General features: G+C 59.3%; 21 protein-coding genes and 2 pseudogenes. 8 read left to right on the top strand and 15 right to left on the bottom strand.

The annotated features are described in order from the left end of the window. Positions 1 to 9: 9 nt before the first annotated feature. The 4 genes from QO231_RS12395 to QO231_RS12380 all read right to left on the bottom strand — a co-directional run bounded on the left by QO231_RS12395 (position 10) and on the right by QO231_RS12380 (position 2962). Positions 10 to 1131, bottom strand: coding sequence for an efflux RND transporter periplasmic adaptor subunit (locus QO231_RS12395; protein WP_229724297.1), 1122 nt, complete (start codon positions 1129 to 1131; stop codon positions 10 to 12). A 13-nt stretch (positions 1132 to 1144) separates the two neighbouring features. Next, entirely contained in the window at positions 1145 to 1696 is a 552-nt protein-coding gene (locus QO231_RS12390) for a TetR/AcrR family transcriptional regulator (RefSeq protein WP_224769550.1), read from the bottom strand. Between the two features lie 72 nt (positions 1697 to 1768). Next, positions 1769 to 2371 carry a TetR/AcrR family transcriptional regulator gene (locus QO231_RS12385; RefSeq protein ID WP_036540318.1) on the bottom strand — a complete coding sequence of 201 codons (603 nt, stop codon included), beginning with the start codon at positions 2369 to 2371 and terminating at the stop codon, positions 1769 to 1771. Positions 2372 to 2608: 237 nt separating this feature from the next. Beyond that, positions 2609 to 2962, bottom strand: a complete 354-nt coding sequence (locus QO231_RS12380; RefSeq protein WP_224556225.1) for a winged helix-turn-helix transcriptional regulator — start codon at positions 2960 to 2962, stop codon at positions 2609 to 2611. A 132-nt stretch (positions 2963 to 3094) separates the two neighbouring features. Between QO231_RS12380 and QO231_RS12375 the strand changes: the two genes are divergently transcribed. From QO231_RS12375 to QO231_RS12355, 5 genes are read left to right on the top strand one after another with little or no spacing between them, the layout of a single operon-like run. Continuing rightward, positions 3095 to 3574, top strand: a complete 480-nt coding sequence (locus QO231_RS12375) for a DoxX family protein (RefSeq protein ID WP_316776640.1) — start codon at positions 3095 to 3097, stop codon at positions 3572 to 3574. Continuing rightward, positions 3567 to 4382: a DODA-type extradiol aromatic ring-opening family dioxygenase gene (locus QO231_RS12370; protein ID WP_037931959.1), complete on the top strand. Its 816-nt coding sequence runs from the start codon at positions 3567 to 3569 to the stop codon at positions 4380 to 4382. Before QO231_RS12375 ends, QO231_RS12370 begins: the two co-directional genes overlap by 8 nt. A gap of 8 nt (positions 4383 to 4390) precedes the next feature. Next, complete coding sequence (locus QO231_RS12365; RefSeq protein ID WP_037931962.1) at positions 4391 to 4888, top strand: luciferase domain-containing protein; 498 nt, start codon at positions 4391 to 4393, stop codon at positions 4886 to 4888. A 28-nt stretch (positions 4889 to 4916) separates the two neighbouring features. After that, the gene (locus QO231_RS12360; protein WP_037931965.1) at positions 4917 to 5813 is read left to right on the top strand and encodes an SDR family oxidoreductase; all 897 of its coding nucleotides are present in this window, start codon (positions 4917 to 4919) and stop codon (positions 5811 to 5813) included. Between the two features lie 20 nt (positions 5814 to 5833). Further along, positions 5834 to 6466 carry a glutathione S-transferase family protein gene (locus tag QO231_RS12355; RefSeq protein ID WP_027238702.1) on the top strand — a complete coding sequence of 211 codons (633 nt, stop codon included), beginning with the start codon at positions 5834 to 5836 and terminating at the stop codon, positions 6464 to 6466. A 101-nt stretch (positions 6467 to 6567) separates the two neighbouring features. Here QO231_RS12355 and QO231_RS12350 read toward each other — a convergent pair. Next, positions 6568 to 6981 (bottom strand): annotated as a pseudogene (locus QO231_RS12350) (IS3 family transposase); the annotation flags it as partial. A 25-nt stretch (positions 6982 to 7006) separates the two neighbouring features. Between QO231_RS12350 and QO231_RS26150 the strand changes: the two are divergent. Continuing rightward, positions 7007 to 7237 (top strand): hypothetical protein, encoded by a 231-nt coding sequence (locus QO231_RS26150; RefSeq protein WP_369824838.1) that lies wholly within the window; start codon positions 7007 to 7009, stop codon positions 7235 to 7237. Positions 7238 to 7348: 111 nt separating this feature from the next. On the opposite strand, the pseudogene QO231_RS12340 reads toward QO231_RS26150, so the two are convergent. Next, a pseudogene (locus QO231_RS12340) lies at positions 7349 to 8236 on the bottom strand (hypothetical protein); the annotation flags it as partial. 83 nt (positions 8237 to 8319) lie between these two features. Between QO231_RS12340 and QO231_RS12335 the strand changes: the two are divergent. Further along, positions 8320 to 9939, top strand: coding sequence for an ISL3 family transposase (locus QO231_RS12335; RefSeq protein WP_420824325.1), 1620 nt, complete (start codon positions 8320 to 8322; stop codon positions 9937 to 9939). Positions 9940 to 9958: 19 nt separating this feature from the next. Here QO231_RS12335 and QO231_RS12330 read toward each other — a convergent pair whose 3' ends face one another. Beyond that, positions 9959 to 10375 (bottom strand): arginine deiminase family protein, encoded by a 417-nt coding sequence (locus QO231_RS12330; protein WP_316776585.1) that lies wholly within the window; start codon positions 10373 to 10375, stop codon positions 9959 to 9961. Between the two features lie 114 nt (positions 10376 to 10489). Then, entirely contained in the window at positions 10490 to 11632 is a 1143-nt protein-coding gene (locus QO231_RS12325) for an alanine racemase (RefSeq protein ID WP_316776582.1), read from the bottom strand. Positions 11633 to 11756: 124 nt separating this feature from the next. On the opposite strand from QO231_RS12325, the gene QO231_RS12320 reads away from it, so the two are divergent. Beyond that, on the top strand, positions 11757 to 12674 hold the full coding sequence (locus tag QO231_RS12320; RefSeq protein WP_316776579.1) for a pseudouridine-5'-phosphate glycosidase: 918 nt from the start codon (positions 11757 to 11759) through the stop codon (positions 12672 to 12674). Between the two features lie 76 nt (positions 12675 to 12750). Here QO231_RS12320 and QO231_RS12315 read toward each other — a convergent pair whose 3' ends face one another. The 7 genes from QO231_RS12315 to QO231_RS12285 all read right to left on the bottom strand — a co-directional run bounded on the left by QO231_RS12315 (position 12751) and on the right by QO231_RS12285 (position 21639). Continuing rightward, complete coding sequence (locus tag QO231_RS12315) at positions 12751 to 13908, bottom strand: MFS transporter (protein ID WP_316776576.1); 1158 nt, start codon at positions 13906 to 13908, stop codon at positions 12751 to 12753. 230 nt (positions 13909 to 14138) lie between these two features. After that, positions 14139 to 14999 carry a formyltetrahydrofolate deformylase gene (gene purU / locus QO231_RS12310; RefSeq protein WP_316776955.1) on the bottom strand — a complete coding sequence of 287 codons (861 nt, stop codon included), beginning with the start codon at positions 14997 to 14999 and terminating at the stop codon, positions 14139 to 14141. Positions 15000 to 15012: 13 nt separating this feature from the next. Next, positions 15013 to 16434 carry an L-serine ammonia-lyase gene (locus QO231_RS12305; protein ID WP_316776573.1) on the bottom strand — a complete coding sequence of 474 codons (1422 nt, stop codon included), beginning with the start codon at positions 16432 to 16434 and terminating at the stop codon, positions 15013 to 15015. A 3-nt stretch (positions 16435 to 16437) separates the two neighbouring features. Next, the gene (glyA, locus tag QO231_RS12300) at positions 16438 to 17712 is read right to left on the bottom strand and encodes a serine hydroxymethyltransferase (RefSeq protein WP_316776570.1); all 1275 of its coding nucleotides are present in this window, start codon (positions 17710 to 17712) and stop codon (positions 16438 to 16440) included. A 78-nt stretch (positions 17713 to 17790) separates the two neighbouring features. Further along, the gene (locus tag QO231_RS12295) at positions 17791 to 18321 is read right to left on the bottom strand and encodes a sarcosine oxidase subunit gamma (protein ID WP_316776567.1); all 531 of its coding nucleotides are present in this window, start codon (positions 18319 to 18321) and stop codon (positions 17791 to 17793) included. Between the two features lie 13 nt (positions 18322 to 18334). Beyond that, on the bottom strand, positions 18335 to 21343 hold the full coding sequence (locus QO231_RS12290) for a sarcosine oxidase subunit alpha (protein ID WP_316776565.1): 3009 nt from the start codon (positions 21341 to 21343) through the stop codon (positions 18335 to 18337). Further along, positions 21340 to 21639, bottom strand: a complete 300-nt coding sequence (locus QO231_RS12285) for a sarcosine oxidase subunit delta (protein WP_007206137.1) — start codon at positions 21637 to 21639, stop codon at positions 21340 to 21342. Before QO231_RS12285 ends, QO231_RS12290 begins: the two co-directional genes overlap by 4 nt. Positions 21640 to 21651 lie beyond the last annotated feature (12 nt).

Raw genomic sequence — 21651 nt, 5'->3', positions numbered from 1 at the left:
AGAACGGGATCAGAGCCCCGAAACTGTCACGGTCTGATTGTCCCTGAGCCGCCACCAGCCGCCGGAAACAACCAATTCGTTGCCCTTCAGGCCATCCAGAACGACAATCTCATTGTTGATCGGAAGACCCAAACGGACCGCCCTGCGCGCGACCTGGCCGGACGTTTCTTCGTAGATCCAGATGGACGGTTCGGTTCGGCTCGTCGTATCCACCGCCGAAACCGGAACGATCACGGATTGCGGGCGATCTGCTTCTGCGGCAATGGAGATGCGCACATCCGCAGTCATCCCGGGCAGAAGACGCGGGTCGATATCACCCGTGATCGCAAATTCCACGTCGTAGGTCTGCGCCGTCCGGTCGGCATCGGTCGCAAACGAGCGAAGCACCAGAGGCGCGGTGTAACCCGGAACAGCCGGAAAAGTTGCAACGATCTCGAAGGCATCGGGTGCCGACCGCGCAATGGCCGCAAGTTCCTCTGGCAGGGAGATCACGAGCCGCATCTCGCTGACATCCTGTAGACGCGCGACAGGCGCGGCCGACGTGACGTTGACATATTCTTCAACGAAGGTGCGCGCCACAATCGCGTCGAATGGCGCGACGATTTTCGTTTGGGACAGGCGCCGCTCTGCCTCGCGGAGCGCGACTTCTGCCTGGACGAACTGCGCGCGGGCCGTGTCGAGGCGCGCGTCGGACGCCACGCCACGATCGGCGAGGTCCGAGGCGCGCGCGAGTTCGGAATTCGCCAGGTCGTAGGACGCCTGAGCCCGGTCGACGGCGAGTTCGAAATCGATTTGGTCGAGCTCCGCGATCACCTCGCCCTCGCGAATCGTGTCGCCGGGCTCAACCTCAAGGCGAATGATCTGCCCGGGTATCTGAAACGCAAGGTCCACCGTTCGAGCAGGTTCGACGCGGCCTGCAACGCTGCGAGACTGACTTACGACGCGATTGAGCGCACGGGTCACTTCGACCGTGACTGGTCGCTCCACGTTCGCTGCAGGCCTTGTATCGACTTCTGCCTCCAGGGTGTCCGTCGCGGTCTGGGCCAGCACATCGGTCAGGAACGGCGAAACAAACGGGACGGCAACGGCCGACACGGCCGCTACCGCAATAACAAAAACGATCCGCTTCAAACTTCGTGTCTCTCTATTCGAGTTCATTAATCATGGCCCTCAATTGCTCGATGACGCGTCCCCTGAGATCCGCGCCACCGTCGGGAAGGCCCAGAAGTTTCTGGAACCGAAGTCCCTGGATCGCTAGGACGACAACCATAGCACCCGGAGTGTCTTGTGTGTCGGACAGGATACGCTCAAGGTCGCCGGTCAGTTCAGCCCGTAGCGGATCGAGCAGCCGCGGATCTGACGCGGCAGCCGCGAGAATCGCCATCGAGAGGTCGTCATCGACGGCTCTGGCTTGCACGATTGCTTCCAGGTGCCCACGCAGGGTGCGGGATCTGCGATCTTCCGGGACTGATGCCAGGCGTTCGTGATGTTCTGCGAGCATCTCATCAAGCAGCCCGGCAAGAAGCGCTCTCTTGGTCGGAAAATTGTATAAGACCCCGCCTTTACTGAGATCGGCCTCACGCGCGACGGCGTCGATCGTAATCTTTCCCGCGCCCTCTCTGTGCGCAATTGCCCGCGCAGCGCCGAGGATCCTTGGTGACGCATTCTTTGCCTGCATTTTGGATTGTATGGTCATTATTCACTGTCCATTCGGCAATTTTATTGAGAGATTTGGAGCACTGCCCCGTTGTCGGAAAGCAAGGTCAGTTCAGAGCTCTACTCTATGTCCGCTCCCGTAGAGTCGCAGGAATGCAGTGACTGCATCGGCCGCATGCTTGTCCCGCTCGACTGTTCTTTGCACGGCCAGCAGGCGTGGCATCAACAGTCCAGAAACGCAAAGATGTATGAAGTGATCCGCAACACGCGGGGGGTTGTCGATCTCAAGCGCGCCTTCCCGGGAAAGGCGTTCCAGAACTTTACTGATGAGTTCGCGTGCCCGTTTCGGTCCGGCACGAAAATACACCTCCCCGACCTCGGGAAGCATCTCGGTGGCACCGATACACGTCCGCAGAAGGCGGATGTAGGTTTCGTCCAGAACGAGATCGATCATGCGCAGGGCAAGTTTTTCCAACTGGGCGCGCGGCTCGGGACCTGCGGACAAGGGTCGGAGGATCTCTTCCGCAAGCCGACCGCATTCGGATTCCACGACGCTCAGAAACAGCTGCTCCTTGGTCGGGAAATACGAATACATTGTTGCCTTCGACACTTTCCCTTCGGCGGCAATGGCATCGACGGTGGCGCCTTCATAACCGCACCGGAAGAAGACCTCCCGCGCGCCGAACAAAACCTCGGCCATTTTTCTCTCGCGCATCTCGCTCTTCCTGTCCTGTGCAGCATTGCGGGATTTCAAACTTGACTGTACCGTCTAGTCGGTACAGTAAATTGATTTTTATGTGGCGGCAAGCCGCAAACCTGGGCGGATCGTTCGGAGTGAGTGCCGCCTGTCAGGCATACCCAACGCGGCTTTCAATTCGTCATGAGCTTCGGGCCGTGCTCCGTTCGCGGTGCTTTCTGGCGCGGGATTATTCCGCGAACAGGACGGACGTCATCATTCCGCCGAGCGTGCCGTCCCGTCGAAAGCACCCTCCGCCTCCCAGCGGCGTGCAATGGATCCAAGGGTGTCCAGCACACCGCGCAGCTCCGCGCCGCGTTCAGTCAGCCCGTATGTGACAGCGGGCGGGATGGTCATGGCCTGCTCGCGCCAGACCACGCCGGCATGTTCCAGCATTCTCAGCCTCTCAGTCAGGACCCGGGTGGAAATTCCAGGCACCAGCCGTTTGGTCGCGCCGAAACGCTGTGGACCCTGTTCGGACAGAACCCAAAGGATATAAATCGTCCAAGGTCCCGTGATGACACGCAGCAGCGCCTCCATCGGGCAGGAAGCTGGTTGGACGCTTTTCATTGTGGATAGCCCTCGCAGCCCACGAAAGTAAGTTACTTTTAAGTGCCTACTTTAACTGATGAAGCAAGGCACCTAATGATACTATATGGAAAACGGCAGCCTAACAACCCGCCGAAAACCGGGAGAGCGGCAGTGAGTGACAACGTGGCAAAATATGTCTACTGGATCGCGACCGGCCTTGTGGCATTGGTCTATCTGGGTGCGGCGGCCTTCTACATCTCATCCCACGACATGGTCGCGGGCATGTATCGCGAGGTGTTGGGCTATCCCACATACATCATCTGGCCACTCGCAATTTTGAAGATCGTCGGTGCCGTTGTGATCCTCTGGCGCCCTTCGGCGGTGCTGGCAGATTTGGGCCTATGCGGCAATGTTCTGGCATCTGGTGCTCGCCTTCGGGGCCCATGTGGGCGCAGGCGATCCGGGTTGGTCGCCGGCTCTGGCGACCTGGGTACTCCTGATCGTCTCGTGGCTGACCGCCAATCGCGTGCGTGCGGTCAAGTCGGCCTATGCACCGGCAGTTCCGGCAGCGCCAATCTGATCTGCTGCGGAGTTGCCACGGGGGTGCCCATAGCCTCGGACTTGGGTTTAAAAGGACGACAACATGACTGAAAAGCAGCCGACATTGTTTGTTCCCCATGGGGGTGGCCCCTGTTTCTTCATGGACTGGAACCCGCCTGACGCCTGGGATCGGCACCGCAAATTCCTTGAGGACTTGCCTGCGAGCCTGCCGGCAAGGCCCAAGGCGCTCCTCGTGATCTCGGGCCATTGGGAAGAGCGGGTCTTTACCTTGCAGACCAACCCCGCCCCGCCTCTGCTGTTCGACTATCAGGGATTTCCGCAGCATACCTATCAGCTAACCTGGCCCGCGCCGGGCGAGCCCGCGCTGGCGACCCGCGTACGCGCACTTTTAGAAGACGCGGGATTCCAAACCGGGGCCGATGCTGCGCGTGGCTTCGATCACGGGGTATTCGTTCCACTAAAGGTGGCTTTTCCTGAGGCCGACATCCCCACCGTCCAATTGAGCCTGCGCGACGATCTCGACCCCGAGGCGCATCTTGCCGTCGGTCGCGCGTTGGCGCCCTTGCGCGACGAAGGGGTGCTGATCATCGGATCCGGCAATACCTATCATAACATGGGCAAGATGATGCGGGCGATGAGGGGCGGACCGGACGGCCCGGTGAACGGCGGAGACTTTGACCGATGGCTCACGAGTGCGGTGACCCATGAAGACCCCGCAGTGCGCCATGCCATGCTGGCCGAGTGGGATCAGGCGCCCGGCGCACGCGATGCCAATCCGCGCGAGGAACATCTGATCCCGTTGCACGTCGTGGCCGGGGCTGCGCTTGCGGATCGGGGGGAGAAGACCCTCGAGGATCACGTGTTGGGCGCGGTCGAAAGCGCGTTCAGATTTGGATAGGACCAACCATGAGCTTCGAACTTCCCCCGCGGCAGGGCCCGCGCCCCGACACCACCGATTGCGCCCCGCATGAGCAGGTGTCGCAGAACTCCTCGGCAGAGATCCACGCATTTTTCAAGGAGAAGGCCTTCGCCCTGCCCTTCGTCGAGCGCTGCCGGTCGGGCATCTCGGTGCCCGGCGCCGAAGCACTGGTCTTGCCGGTGGCGCATGCCTGCGGCCCGCGTGAAGCCTTCATGATCGGACGCGAATTTGCCCATGTGCATCCCTCCTATGACGGTTCGTCGCACATGATGCTGCCGCTGGCGGCGGTCGATGAACTCATCGCCAAGGGATGGGGCGAACCGCACCCGATGGCGTCGGCCGGACACATCCCGGCAAATGCCGTCATGGCCTTTGCGCCGCGCGATGGGTCAGAGGTCGACGTCATGATCAAAATCCTGACAACGAGCTGGGACTTCGCCCGCGGCAAGCTGGCCAACCCCGCGCAGGTTCACATCCACGGCTGACTCTCTCTCAAAGAACAGGAATACGCCCATGGCAAGCTTTCAGAACGGACCATTTATCGTCACAGGCGCCTCCGGCCAGCTTGGACGCCAGGTAATCGATCAACTGATCGAGGCGGGCGCCGGTCCGATCATCGCGGTCACGCGCAACGCCGACAAACTCGCCGAGTTCAGGGACAAGGGGGTGGATGTTCGCCAAGGCGATTTCAACGCGCCCGAAACACTGGGTCCGGCCATCGCGGGCGGCAAGCGGATCCTGATCATCTCCACCGACGATCTGGAGCCGGGCAAACGGCTCGCGGCTCATTCCAATGCGATCACCGCCGCACGCGAGGCGGGTATCGACCACATCGTCTATACCTCGCTTGCCAGCCCGGTACCCGAAAGCCCCATCACTTTCAGCAAGGATCATCAGAACACCGAGAAGCTGATCGAGCAAAGCGGCGCCAGCTACACGATCCTTCGCAACAACCTTTACACGGATCTGTTGCTTATGAGCGGACCGCAGGCGATCGACATGGGGCAGCTCTTTGCCGCGGCAGGGGACGGACGGGCGAGTTACGTCACGCGCGCCGACTGCGCCCGCGCCGCCGCTGCCGCGCTGATGAATGCGACCGACCGCGAGGTCCTGGACATCACCGGGCCCGAATCCACCGGCCAGGCCGATATCGCGGCGCTTTTGTCGGACATCGCCGGCAAGGACATCCCCTACGTTCCGATGCCGGCCGAAGACATGGTGCAGGCGATGATCGCAAATGGCCTGCCCGAGTTCATGGCGCGTGTTTTCGTCTCTTTCGACCAGGCAATCGCCGAAGGCTACCTTGATGTGGCCAGCGACGATCTCAAGACGCTCACCGGCAAGTCCGGACAGTCGGTTACCGATTTCCTGACCGAAAACCGGGCGGTGCTTCTTCGGGCGCCGCAGTAACTATAGAGGCGGACAAAATCATGAAACTCTACAACGCGAATTTCTCGCCCAATGCGCTGCGTGTGCGGGCGGTGGCACACGAACTGGGCGTGGACCTCGAAATCGTCCAGGTCGACATCCGGGCCGGGGACAACCGCGCGGCGGAATTTCTCGCTCGCAATCCCAATGCAAAGGTGCCCGTTTTGGAGGACGGGAATTTCGTGCTTTGGGAATCCCGGGCAATTTGTGCCTATCTGGCGGGGCTTCGGCCCGAGGCGGGCCTCTATCCTGAGGGCCGCAAGGCGCGGTCCCTCGTCGATCAATGGACCTGGTGGCAAGCGATCCACCTTGGCCCGGCGATGCAGAAATTGTCCTTTGAGCTGTTTCTCAAAGAGAAATTCGGCATGGGCGATCCCGATCCGACTGTGGTCGAAGCGGAACGAAAAGCCACAGATCAGTTCCTTGCCGTTCTGGAAACCGGACTCGACGGCAAGGACTGGATCGCAGGCGCACTCAGCCTTGCCGACTTCTATCTTGCGACCACCTTCATGTATCGCGATCAAGCGGGGATTTTACTGGACCAGTACCCAGGAGTTGCGAGTTGGATCGACCGGCTAGAAGCGCGTGACAGCTGGCAAGAGGCTGTGGCACCCCTAAGGGCGCTTTTCCGCTGACGTCGTGATCCAGGGGGTAACATACCCCTGACGAGTGCCGAGGTTGACGATACGGTCGGCCGTTGTCATCGCTTTGATCTGATCGTGGGTCAGAAAGTCAACTGACCCAGCCTCCCGATCAGGTCATCCAGTTCGCGGATCATCCGCTCACCTGACAGTGAGCGATCCACCACAGTGGCCGCCAAGGCTTCGCGCGTGCAGTCATCCACGATGCACAACACACGGAACCTTTGGCCATTAGCAAAGGCATCGGACACGAAGTCCAACGACCAACGCTGATTGGCGCGATCCGGCACTAGGATGGGCCTGCGCGTACCCAGTGCGCGTTTGCGTGATCACCTGCGGCGCACGGCCAGCCCTTCCTCGCGATAGAGACGGAAAAGCTTCTAATGGTTCACTTCAAAACCCTCTCTGGCCAAAAGGATGCCCTAACTACGATATCCGAACCGGCGACGTTTATTCGCCAGTTCCCGCAGCCATTGGCGCAGGGCGTGGTCGCTCCGATCCTGATTCCGATATGACTGGGAGTTCCATAAGTCCTTGATCCAGGCCTGTGGGTCACAAAATCTGTTGTCGCTTCATGCAGTTCTTTACGAAAAATATCTGCGGTACCAGATGTTGGTTCTTACATACCGTGGGCAAGAAGCCGTGGAAGAACATCGAAAAAGGCCTAGTCCACATGCTTGCGGCCTTCTGACGTTCTGCGAACTTGGCTGGCATGACCCCGGGTCCGACGCGGATAGCGGACTTAACTCTTGCTGCGGGTCTTAGGCGCGCCGCTTTCGCCCGAGAAGTATTCGTCCCAGGTGCGCCCGAGTCATGCGCACTCTTGGCCAAGAGCCAACTTAACATATGCGTGCTTATGCGTGTTCTGGATCACCTTCAGGTCGCTGCTTGCCACATCCGAAACCGCCCCTGCCCGGTCACTTCCCGGATGAGGCCTCGCGCTTCCATCCATGCGAGGTTGCGCTGAACCGCTGCCCGACTGGCACCGGTCAAGGTTTGGGCCATAGGAGCGGAAACGAGGGGCCATTCGGTCAGGGCCGCAAGCAAGTTTGGCGAGGTTTTACCCGAGAGCGCGGCCGTCTCAGCTTCCGCCCGCGTTGACCATGCTTCGAGATCGTCGAGATGTCGCATCGCGGTCAGGCAACCAGTTTCCATCTCATCCAGCCAGCGGGCCAATCTTTCAGCTGGACGGCCGGACGCACGTAAGCCCCCTGCCCCGCCCATGGCCAGCGGCGCAAAGATGGCTCCATTGCCGTCGCTGGCCGCGATCCTGCCAGCAGTCACAGCGGCCTCAATCCGGTCTCCATATCGGCCGAGGCCAGCCAGACTCCAGAGCTGAAACCCCATGCAAGCGCGCGTGATCGGGTGGAGGTCAACCGCGGCTGTCATCACGTCCAGCCAGCTCCCTACACGCTCGTCAAAGCGCTCGGCATTGTCCTCGAATTTCTCAGGATCACGCCGATCCAGGAAGGCCGCCAAATCTACCATTGGCTCCGGACCACCTGTCAGGCGTCGCACGGCCCATCCGGCACGGGCCAGTGCTTCCGAGTCATCCTGCACTCCAGACAAACGCATGGATAACCAAAGCGCCAGCCGATCGGGGCTCACACGATCTCCTGCGAACCAGCTAAGATCCGCCGCCTCGATAAGAGCGAGCCGATGCCGCCAGCCTTCCGGACCGCGCAGCAGCCGGTCATCCAGAGCTCCAAGGCGTCCAGCCAGTCTTGCCAGTCGCGCAGCGTGAACCCCCTCTGCCCTTGCCCAGTGTCGCGTTGCCCTTAAATCGGTTCTGCCTCAATTTGTGTGGCGCAACTATCCTGAGCTTGGAACATTCGGGAGGGATAGTCGTGATTTCAAAAAAGCACTGGTCGCCCGGGAGCGACGTTTCGGTTCAAGGCGTTAAGCGACGTGATTCCGGCGGGTGGCTTGTATCCGGTGTTTTGGCACCGAGAGGCATCTGCCCAGATTGTGGTTTGCATTCTCGGCGTCGTCACGGGTGGCGGCAAAGGCGGCTACAGGATTTACCTGCACTTGGCGACAAGGTAACAATCGCACTCTGGGTCTGCAGGTGGCGATGTCGCGCTTCCACGTGCCCGCGGCGGACTTTTTCGGACTACACCTCGTCAATTGCGCGTCCATTTGCACGTCGAACTTCGCGTGCTGATGACATTGTAGTTCATCTGGGGCACGCCACGGGTGGACGGCCTGCCGAGCGGCTCTTGCGCCGTTTAGGCGTCGGTGTCAGCAATGACACGGTGCTGCGACACCTCAAGAAGTGTGCGGAAAGCGTCGCCCCGCCGCCAACGGTCATTGGCATCGACGATTGGAGCTGGCGCAAGTCGCAGACTTACGGAACCATCATCGTCGATCTCGAGCGGCAGACCGTAATTGATATTCTTCCGGATCGGAGCGTTGAAAGCTGTGCGAGCTGGCTGCGGCAGCACCCTGAGATTGAAGTCATCAGTCGGGATCGTTGTGGCGGATATGCGAAGGCCGCACGTCAGGGTGCACCGCAAGCCCTGCAGGTCGCAGACCGTTTCCATCTCGTCCAGAACCTGCGCCAGGCCATTGAAGAGCAGATGAATATGCATGGCCGCGCCACCGGGCGGGCGCTATTGTCAGATGCCGAAAACATCAGCACGGCCAATCATCTACTGCGATCGCGTCTTGCTCATCGGAAATCACGTGAGGAAATTTTCCGAAACATCCATGCGCTTCGTGATCAAGGGCTGTCTTGTAGCGAAATTGGACGTCGGACCGGCTTCCCGCGTCGTAGTGTGGCGAAGTGGTTGAGCTCCGACTCGCCACCAGACCGCCGCCGAGCTGCATTGAAGCCCACGTCGCCGTGGTATTTTGAGAGCATACTGGCCGATCTCTGGAAACAGGGTATCCGGTCCGGCCAGGAATTATTGGTCGAAATTCAACGCCATGGCTATGAGGGCAGCTTGTCTCATTTGCAACGTCTGCTGGCCGGATGGCGAAGGGATGAACAAACCGTTCTAGCAGGCCCGACCGACACGCCGCTGCCCCTGGCGCCTGTGCGGGACCCGCAAACCGGTCACGCCATTTCGCCGGTTGTCGCAGCGGCGCTCTGTATCAAGCCGCGACGCAAATTGACCGCAGACCAGGCCCAAAAGGTAGATGCATTGAAGGCCGGATCGCCAAGCTTTGCCACGATGCGGAGCCTTGCCATGCGGTTTCAGGGCATTTTGCGCGGCGACCAGTCCGCCCCGCTGGACGCATGGATCGACCTGGCCATTGAGACTGGCATCCCACCAATCATGCGCTTTGCCCGCACGCTGCACCGCGACATCGAGGCCGTGCGCAATGCCATCGAACTTCCGTGGAGCAACGGTCAGGCTGAGGGCCAAGTCAATCGCCTGAAGACCCTCAAGCGCGCCATGTACGGTCGCGCCGGACCAGAACTCCTCAGAGCCCGAATGCTGCCACTGCGCCACACAGATTGAGGCAGAACCCAATTAAGGGCTACGCGACAACACCTGTTGGCGTGTCGACGATCCGTACGCGATAGCCCCAGCGATCCACTAGTCGGGCAAATCCGTCAACGCCCGCCTGATCAGTTCGGGCGGACAGACCAATGAGGATTTCCCGTTCGGTCGTCAGGATATCACCGCCTTCGATGAAACCGTCTCCTTCGATCCGCAGCACCTCGCCATAAAGCGCCTCAAGATGCGGGACCATCACTGCCGCTTCGCCAAGACGGCTTGGCGCGCCCGGGCGCATGACAACTGCGCCTTCCTGAAGACAAAGTGCAGCGTCTTCAACAAAGACCGAATCCGGAAACGCCTCCAAGGGGTCAAGCACGGTGACCTCTGCCCCAGTGCTGCGCAGCGCGGCGACGTAATCGGCGTGATTTTCGGCAAACACGTCCAAATCAGGCATTCCGGTGTCCACCGCGCGCAATCCATCTACAATGGTTCGCGAAGGTTTGCGGCATAACGCGTGAGTGAATGTATAGCTCTTGGAGGTCATGGCCGATCTTTCCTTAATTTGCCCCTACCAGCCGCCAAACCGCCGCCATGAGGCTAGCGGCGCATCGGCCTCTACCGGGATGACGTGATAGTGCTGATGTTGCGCGGCGGTGGCGCAGGCGTGATTGGGCAGGATGCGAAGCCGGGTGCCAAGCGGAAGATCCGGGAGATCGCCATCGAATTTCGGATATGGTGCGATGACACCGTGCTCTTGGTTGGCTTGAATGACGATTAGGCCCGGAATTACTTTGCCCGACTCGTCACAAACAACGCCATAGCCTTGATCCACCCGCTGGCTCGCCGTGCCGCGATCACGCGACATTGCCATCCAGCCTGCATCACAGATGGTCCAGCCACGCGTTGTCTGATGCCCTATGACTGTGGTGAGGACGCTTAGCGCGATGTCATCAACGTCACAGACTTCGATCCCTGCCATGACCAAATCAAAGAAAACATAGACGCCAGCGCGCAGTTCCGTGACACCGGTTAGATCTTTGGCCGCATGGGCCGTGGGGGTCGAGCCAGCGCTGACCACAGGGCAGGGCAGACCTGTGTCGCGCAACCGGTCACTCGCGTCAACAACTGCGCGCCGTTCCTGTTCCGCGCAGACGGCCTGCGCTGCGCGTCCAATAGCGCCATAGCTTTCACCCGCATGGCACAATACGCCGCAAAGCTCTGCACCACCTGCATTCAAGATGCGGCCCACGTCGATCAAAGCCGGATCGTCTGCCGTTAAACCGCTACGGTGTCCATCGCTGTCAATTTCAATCATGGCCGGGATCGCGATCCCAGAATCCTTGGAGGCCGCCGCTACGGCCTCGGCCTGCGCGATACTATCCAGCAATACGATAAGTCGGCATCCTGCGCGGTGCAGGGCAACGACGCGATCCAGTTTATCTGGGCTAATGCCAACAGCATACAGGATATCCGTGATCCCTGCCTCGGCAAAGATTTCCGCCTCGGCAAGCGTTGACACCGTCGCGGGCCCATATTCATCCGCCAAAACGTACCGAGCGGCCTCGACGCTCTTTGTCGTTTTCAGATGCGGCCGTAAAGTGACACCGAGAGACGCCGCATATCGCGAGAGGCGATCAATGTTGCGTTTCATAATGGCCTCATCGACCAGCAAGCATGGGGTAGACAAATCAGATAAGCGGACGTCGGACATAGGGACCTCATGCATATTGGGATTGGGGGACAATATTGGTGATTCAAGCTGGAATCACGAGGAAGTTTCCTTCAAGAACACTTACTAATGAACATCCAACATCATGCTGAAAGCGAAAACGGACATGGCCACCCTACCCGGCTTTATCGACATCCACGAGGATGTATTGAACGCATTGAACCACGGCAAACCCGTCGTCGCCCTTGAAAGCACAATCATCACACATGGCATGCCCTTTCCCGAAAATGTGGACATGGCGAGGAACGTCGAAGGCATAATCCGCAGGCACGGCGCAGTTCCTGCCACCATCGCTGTGCTGGACGGTCGCCTGAAGATTGGCCTGACTGAAACGGAACTCTTGCGTCTGGCAAAAACCAAAGACGCCCTGAAAATCTCTCGCGCAGACATGGCCTTCGCGATTTCGCAAGGAAAAACGGCCGGGACAACCGTTGCGGCCACGATGATCGTGGCAAGGATGGCAGGCATTCGGGTGTTTGCCACGGGCGGAATCGGCGGCGTTCACGCCGGGGCCGAAACAAGTTTCGATATTTCGGCGGATTTGACCGAACTTGGCAAGACAGATGTGATTGTCGTGGCGGCTGGCGCCAAGGCCATTCTCGATGTGCCAAAGACATTGGAAGTACTTGAGACACAAGGCGTCTCTGTTGTGGGTTATCAGACAGACACGCTTCCAGCCTTCTGGACAAGCGGGTCGGACCTAGCTGTTCCGCTTAGATTGGACAGTGCTGCCGAAATTTCCGAGTTTCAAAAAGTCCGAGACCAACTTGGCCTTGATGCTGGGCTCTTGGTGGCAAACCCAATTCCGGCGACAGACGAGATACCCGCTGACATCATCAATGAATACATCCGAATGGCGCAATCAGAGATGGAAACGCGGGGTATATCAGGCAAAGAGGTGACGCCGTTCCTGCTACAACGGATCTTCGAGCTTTCGGACGGGCAGAGCCTCAAGGCCAACATTGCTTTGGTCGAGAACAACGCGTGGCTGGCCGCCGAAATTGCTGCCGCCTTTCACACATGATTTCCGCCATCAGCAACTGCCAAAACGGACAAACGAAAGACATCAACGCAAAGGTGGTCAACTCCAGAGAGAACGCCTAATTCAACGATCGTCGAAGCGCCAATGTTGCCTCAATCAAGGCAAGAGCAGCGACAAACGCCAAAAGTGGCCAGGTGCCCAATTCTACGATAAACCAGCCTGCAATCAGCGGGAAACCGAATATGCCAATAAAATAAGTGAGCGCAAAGAGCTGTAGGGTCTGTGCACTGAGGTGCTCCTCGGCATCGTTGGCTGTCACAGTGACAAGGAGCGGATAGGATATCCCGTAGCCAACCGCAAAGAGAACAGCCACCAACATGTACAGCGGAAAACTTGCGCCGCTGAAGATGAATATCACGACGCTGATAGACATCACATATAATAGCACTGCAATCGTGCGATACGGGTTTGTTCCACCCTTGAAACGCGACAAAATCAAACGAAAAACCACAACTGTAATGGTATAGATCAAGAAGAAACTGGCGTAATTAAGGCCCCTTGCATCTGCGAACACCGTTTGAAAATTGATCATTCCAGCGAAGACACTGGCCCCGAGGCAGATCATCATGATCGGCAGGAACGAGCGCGATGCGATGACGCCCGACAAAGCGGCGCGTGTGATCCTCGAAGGCAGTTCGGCCCGCGGGTTGATCGCGTGTGCCTTGATCGGGCGATCGAGAAACAAAAACAGGATGGCACTGACGATGCACAGGGCCGCAGTCACGAAAAATGCATGGCGCACTGAAAATCCGGCACCTTCAAGGACAGCTGCCAGGACAGGGGAAAGACCAAAGCCTGCCATGACGAACACCGAAAGGAGGGTAAAAAAGCGTACGCGCATGTCCGCGTTGACAAGCCTCGACAGTACAACAGGACCGAGCGAATAAGTGAGCCCCCACCCAAACCCCAACAAGAGGCTGGCCACGACCAAACTGATCCCAACGACATCAACAAAGCCATAAAGAAAAAGGGAAACGGATATCGCAATGCAAGCCCCGCTCAACGTGCGCTGTCGTCCAAAATAGTCAGACAGATGACCCGAGAAGTAGACAGTCACGATAGTTGAGATCGTCGTCGCAAAAAGCATGCTGCCCACGACTTTTTCATCAGCCCCGAAACTGTCAAACAGCCTCGGCAGCATAAAGGTGAGGCCATATGCTCCAGCTTGCAAAAAGATGGCCGTGAAGAATAAAACGTAGAGATATCCTCGCGACATTTTCACGATCCTAGAGAGTACTTCTTTGCATGGTATTCAAGATGTCAGAATTTCTGACCAGTTTTTTTTCCAGATTGCCTGGACTCCGATGATCTGGAATTCCGGATTCATTCCGTTTCGTTGTTAAGTCTTCGTTTCTTTGACCAATACCACCCGAGCTATGTCATCGCAGCGGGCGGCGGGTCTGCGCAACGCAGTGCTGTATGCGGCACTGTGATGTTCGTCGGCGGCTACGTAAAAACCAGCGTGCGCTGCCCGCTCAGCATGACGCGTCCTTCAAGGTGCATCTTGACTGCGCGCGCCAGAACCCGCGCTTCGATATCACGGCCGACCGCCACAAGATCGTCCGGGGTCATGGAATGGGCGACTCGCTCAGCCTCCTGCTCGATGATCGGCCCTTCGTCGAGGTCGGCGGTGACATAGTGCGCCGTGGCCCCAATGAGCTTGACCCCACGTTCATGCGCCTGGTGATAGGGCTTGGCACCCTTGAAGCTGGGAAGGAAGGAGTGGTGAATATTGATCACCCGCCCCGACAGCGCGCGCGAAAGTTCGTCAGACAGCACCTGCATGTAACGCGCCAGAACCACCAGATCGGCGTCTGTTTCCTCGACCAGCTTCAGCAGTTCCGCCTCGGCTTCGGCCTTGGTTTCACGGGTTACAGGCAGGTGGTAAAAGGGCAAGCCTTCGTGTTCCGCGATGCGGCGCGCATCCGGATGGTTCGAAACGATGGCCACGACTTCAGCATCGAGCCAGCCAACACGAACTTGGTACAGAAGATGCAGCATTGCGTGATCAAAGCGCGACACCATGATGAGCAGGCGCGGCTTGCGTGCCGTATGGCGGAGGTTCAAATCCATATCAAACTGCACCTTGATCGGTGCGAGCGCGTCGAGGATGCGGGTCTCATCGCCGTCCTCTGCCAGAAACGCCACGCGTAGGAAAAAGCGATCACTCTGGCGATCCCAGAACTGCGCGGTCTCGACGAGATTGGCCCCCTGGGAGGCCAGCGCGGACGTCACCGCCGCCACGATCCCCGGTGCCGCGTCGCAGGATAGTTTCAGGATGAATTGTGGTTCGGATGGCTCCCGCAAAACTGGATTTGGCTCAGCATTCCGGCAGGTTGACAGCAAGGCCTCCAAGGCTCGTCTCCTTGTATTTGGTGTTCATGTCTTCGCCGGTCTGGCGCATGGTCTCGATGCAATTGTCGAGCGGCATGAAATGTGTACCGTCCCCACGCAGCGCGAGACTTGCAGCGCTGACCGCCTTTATGGCCCCCAGACCGTTGCGTTCGATACAGGGTACCTGCACCAGCCCAGCGGCGGGATCGCAGGTCATGCCAAGGTGATGCTCAAGCGCGATTTCAGCCGCGTTTTCAATCTGTTCATTTGTGCCACCAAGTGCTGCGCACAGTCCAGCTGCTCCCATGGCCGAGGCGCTGCCAACTTCGGCCTGACAGCCACATTCCGCCCCAGAGATCGACGCGCGGTGCTTGATCAGCCCGCCAATGGCCGACGCCGTCAGCATCATCGTTTCCACACCTGCATCCGTGGCGCCGATGCAGTGGTCGCGGTAATAGCGCACGACCGACGGCACGACACCGGCCGCGCCGTTGGTGGGCGAGGTGACAACACGGCCCCCGGCGGCGTTTTCTTCGTTCACGGCCATTGCGTAGACCGACAGCCAGTCATTGGCGACATGCGGCTGGCTGCGGTTGTTTCCGCGTTCCGCCAGAAGCTGTTCGTGCATCGCTTTGGCGCGCCGCTTGACGCTCAGACCACCGGGCAGAATGCCGTCTAACCGAAGGCCGCGGTCGATAACGGCGTTCATCACGTCGCAGATACGGGTGATCTGACCCGACAGCTCGCGTGGCTGGATGTTCTGATGGGCACACTCATTCGCGCGTTTCATCTCAGCGATGCTCTTGTCCGATGCGCGGCCCATCTCCAGCATCTCGGCTGCTGACCCGAAAGGATAGGGATAACCCATCGCCTCTTTCTTGGCGTGCAGCGTCTTCGTCTTGGCGGCCTTTTCGGTCTCAAGCTCGGCCTCGGTCACGACAAATCCACCGCCGACCGAATAGTAGGTCTGCGTCATGTAGGGATTCCCGCGTTCGTCGAAAGCGCGCAGGACGAGCCCGTTGGCATGGCCCGGCAAGGGTGGGCCAAAATCAAACACAAGATCGCTCTCGGGGTCGAAATCGAGCGTACCCAGACCTGGCGGGCTGATGCGTTTGATGCGGCGGACTTCGGTCTCAAGTTCTTCGGCAGCATCGGGATCAAGCGAGGCAGGCAGGTACCCGATCAGCCCGAGGATGACCGCGCGGTCCGTTGCGTGGCCCTTGCCGGTAAAGGCGAGCGACCCATGAAGTGACGCCCCTAGGCGGGTCAGCGTGCCCGCTCCAGGAATTTTTTCGGCCCCGCCGCGCAGATCGTCGAGGAAACGCGCGGCAGCGGTCATCGGCCCCATCGTGTGCGACGACGAAGGGCCGACACCGATCTTGAAGATGTCGAAAACCGACAAGAACATGACTTACACGCCGTCGGCGTAGATTGGGTGGGCTTCACAAAGCGCGCGCACCTCTTCCAGCACCGCTGCCTCCACAGCCGCGTCACCTTCAGGATTCGCCGACAACGCGTCGATCACCTTGAGAACTAGTTCACCCACCTTGCGGAATTCAGCCTCGCCAAAGCCGCGCGTCGTGCCTGCGGATGTGCCAAGGCGCACGCCGGAGGTGACAAAGGGCTTTTCAGGATCAAACGGAATAGCATTCTTGTTGCAGGTCAGCCCTGCCCGTTCGAGTGCGATTTCCGCCGCCTTGCCGGTCACACCTTTGGGGCGCAGATCGACCAGAACCATGTGGCAATCGGTGCCGCCCGACACCACGCCAAGACCGCCCGTAACCAGCACCTTAGAAAGCGCACGTGCATTGGCAATCACGTCCTTTGCATATTGCTTGAACGAAGGCTCCAGCGCTTCGCCAAAAGCCACGGCCTTGGCCGCAATCACATGCATTAGCGGGCCGCCCTGATTGCCAGGGAACACGGCGGAGTTGAACTTCTTGGCCAGTGCTTCGTCATTGGTCAGAATGATCCCGCCACGCGGGCCGCGCAACGTCTTATGCGTCGTCGAAGTCACGACATGAGCATGCGGCACCGGATCAGGATATTCGCCCGCCGCGATAAGGCCTGCGTAATGCGCCATGTCGACCATCAGATAGGCACCGACTTCGTCGGCAATGGCGCGGAATGCTGCGAAATCCATGTGCCTTGGATAGGCCGATGCGCCCGCGACGATCAGCTTTGGCCTCGTCTCAAGCGCGACTTTGCGCACGTTGTCCATGTCGATGAGTAGATCGTCCTTGGAGACCTCATAGCTGACCACATCGAACCATTTACCCGACATGGTGACGGGCGAGCCGTGCGTCAGGTGCCCACCATGCGCGAGGTTCAGACCCATGATCCGGTCGCCCGGTTTCAGCAGGGCAAGGAACACGGCCTGGTTGGCCTGCGCGCCGGAATGCGGCTGTACGTTTGCAAAACCCGCGCCGAAGAGCTCTTTGAGACGGTCGATGGCGATCTGCTCGACAGTGTCGACATGCTCGCACCCGCCGTAGTAGCGACGACCCGGATAGCCCTCGGCGTACTTGTTGGTAAGCACCGATCCCTGCGCCAGAAGCACATCGCGGCTGACGATATTTTCAGATGCGATCAGTTCGATCTGGGTCTGCTGACGGTCAAGCTCAAGGCTGACGGCATCAGCAATGGCGGTGTCGGTGATGCGGGTGGTTTTAGCGGAATCGAGCATGGGATGGGTCCTTTCAGACATAAGGAAGGGGTCGCGCCCTTTGTCAGGGCGCGTCAATTGTACGGTTGAGGTCGGGCGTTAAAGACCGATAGCCAATTCGCGCGCAGCGATTTCAAGCAGGCCGTGCACATGCGGAAAGAACGACCGCCAGACTTCAATGCGGAAAGCGTCTTCGCCATCGCGGATCAGCACAACTTGGGCATAATCGAACACCGTCCGCTTGGCGCTGCCGTTGGCCATGCGCGACAGGTCAAGTGGGCACGCCACGGACAGCAAATCCAAGGCAGCAGGACCAGTGACGCTGATGGTCAACTCACGGTCCGAGATCACCACAAGGCTGTGTGGTGTCTTTTCGCGCACGGCGTTAAAGGCCGCGACAATCGCGTGCTGGTCAGCCTCTGCGGCGTGTAGCAGCCACTCGTCAGGACCAATGCAATAGGCTGCGCGATCCCCGTTCTGTTCGCCCTGCCCGATCTTGGTGGGCAAGGTCAGGCCAAAAGCCTTGGAGACTGTCGCCAAATCGGCAGGCGCGATGCGCAGGTTAAAGCGCGCCACTGGTGGCAGTACAGAAACCGATACCGCGTCAAAAGATGTCACCGGAGCATTCATGATCTTGTTCTCCTCATTCGACCTTCAGGCGGTCGCCCGCGGGGTCATAAAAAACGGTTCCTGTAACCTTAGCTTTAACGATCGCGCCATTCTCGGCTGGGATGTGCAGGGTGTCATCCATCCGATCGAACCCGCCCTCGACCACCGCCATCGCGATGGAGCGGCCCAGCGATTCCGACCAGTAGGATGACGTCACATGCCCGATCATCTTCATGGGCTTGGGCTGGTTTGGGTTGTCCACGATCTGTGCGCCTTCGACCAGAAGGGTTTTGGGATCCTCGGTCAGAAGGCCGACAAGCTGCTTGCGGTTCGGCGCCACGATGTCGGGCCGGTCGAGCGATCGTTTGCCGACGAAGTCGGACTTCATCTTGCCAATCGCCCAGCCGATGCCAGCATCCTGCGGCGTAACGGTCCCGTCCGTGTCCTGACCGACGATGATGAAGCCTTTTTCAGCGCGCAGAACGTGCATGGTTTCAGTGCCATAAGGACAGATGTCGTATTTCTTGCCCTCTTCCCACAGCTTTTCCCAAAGCGCGCGGCCATGACGGGCGGGCACGTTGATCTCAAAGCCAAGCTCTCCAGTGAAGCTGATCCGGAAGAGCCGCGAGGGAAAGCCTGCCACGGTGCATTCGCGCACGGACATATGCGGGAAGGCATCGGCGGAGATGTCCGCACCTTCGACGAAGGGCTCCAGCACCTTGCGCGCGTTGGGGCCGTTGAGCGCGATGGTCGCCCATTCCTCGGTCGTCGAGGTCAACCAGACCTTGAGATCAGGCCATTCCGTCTGGATGTAATCCTCCATCATGTTGAGAACCCGCGCGGCACCGCCGGTTGTCGTGGTGACATGGAAGAGGTCATCGCGCATCCGGCCAATGACGCCGTCATCGCGGATGAACCCGTCCTCGCCCAGCAGCAGACCATAACGTGCACGCCCTACACCCAACTTGGTCCACGGATTGGTGTACATCCGGTTCATGAACTCGGTCGCATCGGGGCCGGAGACCTCGATCTTGCCGAGGGTGGAAGCATCGAAAATGCCCAAGGATTCACGGGTCGCCTTGCATTCGCGGGCCACGGCCTTGTGCATGTCCTCGCCCGCTTTGGGGAAGTACCATGCCCGCCGCCAAAGAGCGACCGGCTCGAACTCTGCGCCATTTTCCTCGGCCCAGCTGTCGATCGGCGTGCGGCGTGTCACCTCGAAATGGGTACCTTTGTGATAGCCCGCGAACGCCCCGAATGTCGTCGGTGTATATGGCGGTCGGAAGGTCGTGAGACCCACTTTCGGCGCCTCTTTTCCAAGCGCGTCGGACGCGATGGTCAGACCGTTCATGTTTGACAGTTTGCCCTGATCGGTCGCCATGCCGTTGGTGGTGTAGCGTTTGACATGCTCGATGGATTTCATGCCTTCACGCACGGCCAGACGAATGTCCTTGGCGGTCACGTCATTCTGGAAATCCACAAAAGCCTTGGCTTTGCCGGGGTTGCGGTCGGTGGGCAGTTCCTTTTGAGTTATGCCGGTGCCGGTACGATCTTCAGCAACTTCGTAGGTTGCGCTGCCCGCTTTGCCACCGAGCGACTTGACCGCATCCATGCCAGCCTTTGTACCATCGTCAAGCGCGGCAGCGATGCCCCAGAGCCCGCGGCCGGCACCTGCGATATGCACGTCTTCGGTTTTGTGGCCCGGCAAATAGACCTTGGCGTCCGCATCCCAATCGAGTGAGCCTTTGGTGTGTGAGAAAAGATGCAACGAGGGCGTCCACCCGCCGCAGACCAGGACCGCGTCGCAGAACAGCATATGCCCGGCGCCGACCTTGCCGTTGCGCACAGGATTGACGCGCAAAGCGCTGACGCGCAGGCGACCCTTTGTCCCTGTGGCCGTGTATCCCAGATAGGTTTTGATCCCACGGGCCTTCGCCGCATTCTGTAGCGCTTTTGGCACTTCATTGCGCGTATCGACAATCGCAACCACGCTTGCGCTTGCGCCTGCGTCGGCCATGTCGAACGCGCTGTACCACGCGCTGTCATGGCTGGTCAGGACAACAGGTTTCTTTCCGACCAGCACGCCAAAGCGGTTGAGGAACGTCTGTGCGGCCCCGGCCATCATCACGCCGGGCGTGTCGTTGCCATCAAAGACCATCGGACGTTCAATCGCCCCCTGCGCCAGCACAACCTCTTTTGCGCGCACCCGCCACATCCGTTCGCGCGGTGCACCGTCGGGCACATCGCCCATGTGATCGGTCAGTTTCTGAACCAGCCCGATCATGTTCTGATGGTAATACCCCATCGCAGTTGTGCGCGTCATGCGACGGACGTTGGGCATGCGGTCAAGCTCTGCCATAGCACCCTCAAGCCAATCCCAAGCGGACTGTCCGTCGATCGACACAGAGGGTTCGGACAGGATCGTGCCGCCCATTTCCGAGTTTTCATCCACCAGAACCACCTTGGATCCTGCGCGCCCAGCGGTCAGCGCAGCAGCGATGCCTGAGGGACCAGAGCCAACAACCAGCACGTCGCAGTGCATATAACGGCTTGCATAGATATCGGGATCGACCTCGGTTGGGGCTTTCCCAAGACCGGCCGCCTTGCGGATGATCGGTTCATAGACGCTGTCCCAGAAACTGCGTGGCCACATGAAGGTCTTGTAGTAGAAACCCGCCGAGAACAGCATGTAGAGCCGGTCATTGATCGCGCCCAGATCGAACTTGAGTGACGGCCACTTGTTTTGGCTCTCGGTTTTCAAACCGGGGTAGATTTCCTGGATCGTGGCACGCGTGTTCGGCTCGAACCGGCCTTTGCCACGGGTCGTGCCGATCAGCGCGTTGGGTTCTTCGGAACTGGCTGTGACCACCCCGCGCGGGCGGTGATACTTGAAGCTGCGTCCCATCAGGTGCACGCCATTGGCGAGCAGCGCCGAAGCAACCGTGTCGCCCTCAAAGCCCTGAAACGTCTGGTCGTCGAATGTGAACTTGATCGGCTTGTCCGTGTTCACACGGCCTCGGCCTTTTACGCGAAAATCGGTCATTCTGCAGCCTCCAATGTCGTGGTGTCGGGGCGGGCCTCACCTGCCTTGTAGGTGGTCAGGAAACGGTCACTCACCGTGTCGCGTAGCGCGTTGAAGAAGCGGCCGCATCCATTGATGTGGCGCCAGCGTTCGGCGTGAACGCCTTTGACGTTGGTGCGGATAAACAGGAAATCGCGCCATTCCTCATCACTGAGTTTCGATGGATCAGCGGGGCGTGCGATATGTGCCTCGCCAGCATAAGAAAATTCCAGCTCGGGAAGCGTATCGTCGCAGTAGGGGCAGTGGATCAAAAGCATGGGTCTGTCTCC

Source organism: Sedimentitalea todarodis, assembly GCF_032595355.1.
Taxonomy (GTDB): domain Bacteria; phylum Pseudomonadota; class Alphaproteobacteria; order Rhodobacterales; family Rhodobacteraceae; genus Sedimentitalea; species Sedimentitalea todarodis.
The sequence above is the reverse complement of the archived record's forward strand: the minus strand, read 5'-3'. Positions and strand labels throughout refer to the sequence as shown.